The 5,097-nt window shown below is 39.5% G+C and carries 6 protein-coding genes and 1 pseudogene; 3 read left to right on the forward strand and 4 right to left on the reverse strand.

Translation table 11 applies throughout. From position 1 onward, the window contains the following. The 3 genes and pseudogenes from HMPREF2766_RS08245 to HMPREF2766_RS08255 all read right to left on the reverse strand — a co-directional run. Positions 1–132: pseudogene (locus tag HMPREF2766_RS08245) on the reverse strand (IS3 family transposase); the annotation flags it as partial. A 102-nt stretch (positions 133–234) separates the two neighbouring features. Beyond that, positions 235–1,209, reverse strand: a complete 975-nt coding sequence (locus tag HMPREF2766_RS08250) for a sensor histidine kinase (protein ID WP_070569190.1) — start codon at positions 1,207–1,209, stop codon at positions 235–237. Continuing rightward, a complete protein-coding gene (locus HMPREF2766_RS08255) occupies positions 1,202–1,879 on the reverse strand; it encodes a response regulator transcription factor (protein ID WP_000548981.1) in 678 nt (225 codons plus the stop codon). The genes HMPREF2766_RS08250 and HMPREF2766_RS08255 overlap by 8 nt, the downstream gene beginning before the upstream one ends. Positions 1,880–2,200: 321 nt before the next feature. Here HMPREF2766_RS08255 and HMPREF2766_RS08260 point away from each other — a divergent pair, with 321 nt between their 5' ends. The 3 genes from HMPREF2766_RS08260 (at position 2,201) to HMPREF2766_RS08270 (ending at position 4,820) form a co-directional block, all read left to right on the forward strand. Further along, positions 2,201–2,770 carry a TetR/AcrR family transcriptional regulator gene (locus HMPREF2766_RS08260; RefSeq protein WP_070569193.1) on the forward strand — a complete coding sequence of 190 codons (570 nt, stop codon included), beginning with the start codon at positions 2,201–2,203 and terminating at the stop codon, positions 2,768–2,770. A gap of 85 nt (positions 2,771–2,855) precedes the next feature. Continuing rightward, positions 2,856–3,632, forward strand: a complete 777-nt coding sequence (locus tag HMPREF2766_RS08265) for a ferredoxin reductase domain-containing protein (protein WP_070569196.1) — start codon at positions 2,856–2,858, stop codon at positions 3,630–3,632. Positions 3,633–3,743: 111 nt separating this feature from the next. Further along, positions 3,744–4,820, forward strand: a complete 1,077-nt coding sequence (locus HMPREF2766_RS08270) for a DUF2974 domain-containing protein (protein WP_001273839.1) — start codon at positions 3,744–3,746, stop codon at positions 4,818–4,820. A gap of 81 nt (positions 4,821–4,901) precedes the next feature. Here the strand turns inward: HMPREF2766_RS08270 and HMPREF2766_RS08275 are convergent. Further along, positions 4,902–5,097, reverse strand: a 196-nt coding sequence (locus tag HMPREF2766_RS08275) for an LPXTG cell wall anchor domain-containing protein (protein WP_148131195.1), incomplete at its 5' end; no start/stop codon positions are given.

The raw sequence follows: 5,097 nt of genomic DNA on the forward strand, positions 1-5,097 counted from the left end.
GTATTGCACAGGGCTAAGTCCTTTTAGTTTGACTTTAATTCGTTTATTATTGTAGTAATCAATGTAGTCTACAATAGATTGCTCAAGGTCTTCTAAAGACCTAAAGTGCTTCTCATAACCGTAAAACATCTCTAAGCTATATCCTTGTTTTCTTAGTTCATAGATTTGAACTTTATCTTCATAACTCAATTTCATAATAAAGCACCCCAATCGGAGGCTTTTTATCATCTATGTTTACTCGATAACGAGCTTTACTTCAGCGAATTTGATGCGAACGGTTGTTCCTATCCCAACCTCAGACTCGATACGAATCTGGTGGCCCAGCTCTTCAGAAATTTTCTTAGATAGATAGAGGCCAAGTCCAGATGATTGCTGGGTCAAACGGCCATTGTAGCCTGAAAAACCACGTTCAAAGACTCGGAGGACATCACTGTTTTTTATCCCAATCCCCGTATCCTTGATACAGAGCTCCTGGCCTTCCATATAAATCTCTAGGCCACCTTCCTTGGTGTATTTGAGGCTGTTTGAAAGGATTTGTTCAATGACGACCAACAACCACTTCTTATCGGTCACGATAATTTTGTCAAGGTCATGGAGGTTGACCGTCAGTCCCTTTTGGATAAAGAAAAGTGCGTACTTACGAACCATCTCCTTGACCAAGTCCTCCACTTGAACCTGTTCAAAGACCAAATCATCGTGAAAACTCTCTAAACGCAGGTACTGCAAAACCAGGTTGGTATAGGAGTCAATCTTGAAAATTTCCTGTTCCAGCTGCTGCTTGACCTCCCGATCAGAGACTTCTGCTACTAAAAGGCGACTCGCTGCAATGGGCGTCTTGATCTGGTGAACCCATAAGGTGTAGTAGTCAAGCAAATCCGTCAGCTTACTCTGCGTTTCCGACTTCTTTTGATACAATTCAGATTCACGCTCTTCGAGCTTTTCTGCTAGCGCACATTCTAGAGGAGACTTGGGGTCTCTCTCAGCATAGAGTACTTCCTGCCGGTAAATCTGAGCTTCTGCAAATATATCCCAAGCCAAAAATAAGAAGGTCAAAAAACTACTGAGTAGAAAGAAATAAAGAAAATAAGTTCCTAGACTAGCAAATAAAAACTGAAAGAGAAGGACGAGAAAGCCTAATGAAAAAATATAGATAAAGATGCGACTGCGAGAACGCAGATAGGCTAGAAAAAATGATTTCCAATCAAGCATGTTTCAGTCCGTATCCTATCCCTTTCTTGGTTTCGATAAAACCTGCTAAACCTTGCTCCTCCAACTTTTTACGCAAGCGAGCAACGTTGACAGACAAGGTATTGTCATCGATGAAAAAGTCGCTATTCCAGAGTTCCCGCATCAAGTCATCACGCGCCACGATATTGCCAGCATGTTCAAACAAGACCCGCAAAATTTGAAATTCATTCTTGGTCAAACTCAGAACTTCCCCCTGATAGTGCAGGTCCATAGACTTTGTATTGAGGATCACACCCGCATACTCCAGCAGACTTTCATCCCGCCCAAATTCATAGGAACGGCGCAACAAGCCCTGAACCTTGGCAAGGAGCACCTGCTGGTCAAAAGGCTTGGTCACAAAGTCATCCGCCCCCATATTAATCGCCATGACAATATCCATCGCCTGGTCTCTCGAAGAGAGAAACATGATGGGCACCTTAGAAATCTTACGAATCTCCTGGCACCAGTGGTAACCATTAAAAAGAGGTAGACCAATATCCATGAGGACCAAATGAGGCTCCGACTGAACAAAAAGACTCAATACTTCCATAAAATCCTCTACCAAAACGACCTCAAACCCCCACTCAGAGAGTAGTTTCCCAACTTGTTGCCGAATAACTTGGTCATCTTCTACTAGTAAAATCTTGTGCATGCGCTCCTCCTTTGTTATTTCTCAAAGTATCAAAACCCTTCATATCAGATTTACGGATCAGTATCTCATACTGTTTAGAAGCCTATTTCCCAAATCCAGATAAGAAAACAGATGCTAAATAGAGAACATTCCCACTGATATCATACCTTATTTTTAATTATAGTTCCAGCCTTATCCTATATTTTCCTTTTTGTACTCATTTAGTTAGCGTTTCTTTAACTTATTTAATAGATCTAGCCTTCTTATTGACAAGCTAGCCATGATTTGTTAGAATATGAATGAACAAATAAATTTATTCATTCATAAAGCGAAGGAGGTTAAATCATATTGGACAAAAAACAATCTTTAAAAACAGCAGCCTATGAAGTTTTTTCGAAAAAAGGTTACAAGGCAACAGGTATTTCAGAAATTGCTAGGCAAGCTGGTGTTGCAGTTGGTTCTTTTTATAACTATTACGAGAGTAAAGAAGCCATTTTTCTAGACATCTATATAGATGAAAACAACCGTGTTCGCCAAGCTATGATCGAAGAACTGGATTGGGAAATTGACATGATCGACCTCATTGGTCAACTATTTGCTCAGTCCAGAACTCTCGTTTCTTCCAATAAAATCCTTGCAGAATGGTACAATCCTGCCATCGCAGATGAGTTACACAGCTACTATTCCTCGGAAGAAGGCAAAGTCGCAAATCCTTTTCATCAGTTTCTAGTTAAAACTTTTACAAATCGTATGCAGTCTGAAGGGTACTCGCCAGAAAAGATTCAAGATATTTTACAGGTTTATAATCTGTTTTACTATATGGATATGCATATCACGGAAAAAGATTTTCCAGATATTGGCAAAACTGTTGAAATACTTGCGACCAACTTCATTAAAGGAGTTCTAAAATAATGAATGGATTTCTTTATTTTTTGAAAAGATATGAATGAATAATTTTATAGTTCATTCATAAAATTAAGAACAGGAGTCATAAAAAATGAAAAGAGGTAAAAAAATGTTTATTATCATTCTATCAACACTTGGAGCGATATGTATTATAACTTGGGGTGCCATCGCTTATCTTGGACGAAGCCAGACATTATCTATAAAATCCATTGAAAACCCCAGCGGAGATCTATATTTAATTCATATCACAAAACCGAGTCATCAAATCTGGAAAGCTGGGGCTTATGCTAAGTTTACACTCCCTGATACCTCGTCTACTGCTAGTAAATATGAAGCTAAGGGAGAGCAAACCAGTCGATGGCTAACCATTGCCTCCACACCTGATGAAGATGAAATTCTCATTTTGACTCATAATAGTGGAAGCAACTTTAAGAACACCTTGACACATTTACCGGCTGGCAGTGAGATTGAGATGAGTTGGCTGGATTCCTCTTTGACTGTTAAAGATACGAATAAGGCACTAGTTTGCTTTGCATCTGATGTCGGCATTTCTGCTCTACGCCCCCTTATCAAAGAATGGGCTGGTAAATGTCCGATTATTCTCAACCATTTTGACAAAGGAGTTACTATTTTCGATAATGAGATGAAAGAACTGGCTCAAAAAACACCGAATTTTACTTATAAAACTAGCGAGGAACTTTCTCAAAGTCAAGAATTTTTAAAACGTGCTATTGATGAATACGGCAATCAAGCTAGTTATCTCATCACAGGTCAGCCTGATGATGTAAATGAGATGAAGAACTTTTTAAAGGAAAATGGGATTGATAGCAAAAACATACAAGTAAGCTCGTTTAGAGGTTTGAAATAGGAGCAATCTATCTTCTATGTATTTCAATCAAACCCTACTAGGTCATTCGAACAAGCCTACTAGCTAATTCTAGGTAAATGTGGTAATATAAACATTGAGAAAGGAGCTTTTATGGCCAATATTTTTGACTACTTAAATGACGTAGCATACGATTCCTTTTATGACCTCCCCGTGAATGAGTTAGATATTCTTGCCCTGACTGAATTAACCTATCTTCCTTTTGATGATGTAGTTACCCAAGAACCAAAGCGCCTCATAGATCTTGCACCTCAAATCCCTAGAGACACGACGATGTTGACCAATAAAAACCGTCTCCAGTTGTTGGATCAACTCGCTCAACACAAACGCTTTAAAAATTGCAAGCTCTCAGACTTTATTAACGATATTGATCCTGAATTGCAAAAACAGTTTGCAGCCATGACTTATCGTATCAGTCTCGATACTTATTTGCTTGTTTTTCGCGGAACGGATGATAGCATCATCGGTTGGAAAGAAGATTTCCATATGACCTATATGAAGGAAATCCCAGCTCAAAAACATGCCCTCCAGTATTTAGAGGACTTTTTTTCCCAACATCCTAACCAAAAGGTTATTCTAGCAGGACACTCAAAAGGGGGTAATCTAGCTGTCTATGCTGCCAGTCAACTTGATCCAAACTTGCAGAAAAACATTGTCGCTGTCTATACTTTTGATGCCCCTGGGCTTCACAAGGAACTAACCGAAACACCTGGCTATCAAAACATGATGGAAAGAACGAAAGTGTTTATCCCACAAGGTTCTATCATCGGGATGATGCTGGAAATTCCGGATAAAAAAATTGTTGTTCGAAGCACTGCCTTGGGTGGTATCGCCCAGCACGATACCTTTAGTTGGCAGGTTGAAGACAAACACTTTGTCCAACTAGACGAAACTAATAGTGACAGCCAACAAGTCGACACTACTTTCAAGGAATGGGTTGAAACAGTTCCTGACGAAGAACTGCAGCTCTACTTTGACCTCTTTTTTGGAATCATTCTAGATGCAGGCATCTCTTCTATCAACGACCTTTCTTCCTTCAAGGTCATTGAACACATTCACCATCTCTTTGTACAAGCCCAATCCCTCACTCCTGAAGAAAGAGAAATCATGGGACGCTTAACCCAACTCTTGATTGACACTCGCTACCAAGCTTGGAAAAATCGAGAATAGACAAAAACCAACTAACCTAATGATTAGTTGGTTTTTTGTTTAAGAAACTAATGGATACTACTTAGAATCTCGAGTATAGAATTAGTCTTCTTTTTTCTTTCGAGACACAAGTCCAAATCCGCTCATCAAACCAAGTACTCCTAGAGCTGCCAAAGCTGCATGATCTTCCGTACCAGTATTAGGTAATTCTTTGGTTGCTTTAGTAGTTGGAGATTGCTCAGTCGGTTTTTGTTGAGGGGCAGTAACAACTTTTTCGTAGACATGTTCTGTGTCACCG

Source organism: Streptococcus sp. HMSC076C08 (genome assembly GCF_001810825.1).
In the GTDB taxonomy this organism is placed as follows: domain Bacteria; phylum Bacillota; class Bacilli; order Lactobacillales; family Streptococcaceae; genus Streptococcus.

What these genes read in the sequence shown, in the direction of transcription:
- HMPREF2766_RS08250 (WP_070569190.1), bottom strand. Translation starts at nt 1,209, where the DNA reads ATGCTTGATTGGAAATCATTTTTTCTAGCCTATCTGCGTTCTCGCAGT.
- HMPREF2766_RS08255 (WP_000548981.1), bottom strand. Translation starts at nt 1,879, where the DNA reads ATGCACAAGATTTTACTAGTAGAAGATGACCAAGTTATTCGGCAACAA.
- HMPREF2766_RS08265 (WP_070569196.1), top strand. Translation starts at nt 2,856, where the DNA reads ATGAAAAGAGGTAAAAAAATGTTTATTATCATTCTATCAACACTTGGA.
- HMPREF2766_RS08270 (WP_001273839.1), top strand. Translation starts at nt 3,744, where the DNA reads ATGGCCAATATTTTTGACTACTTAAATGACGTAGCATACGATTCCTTT.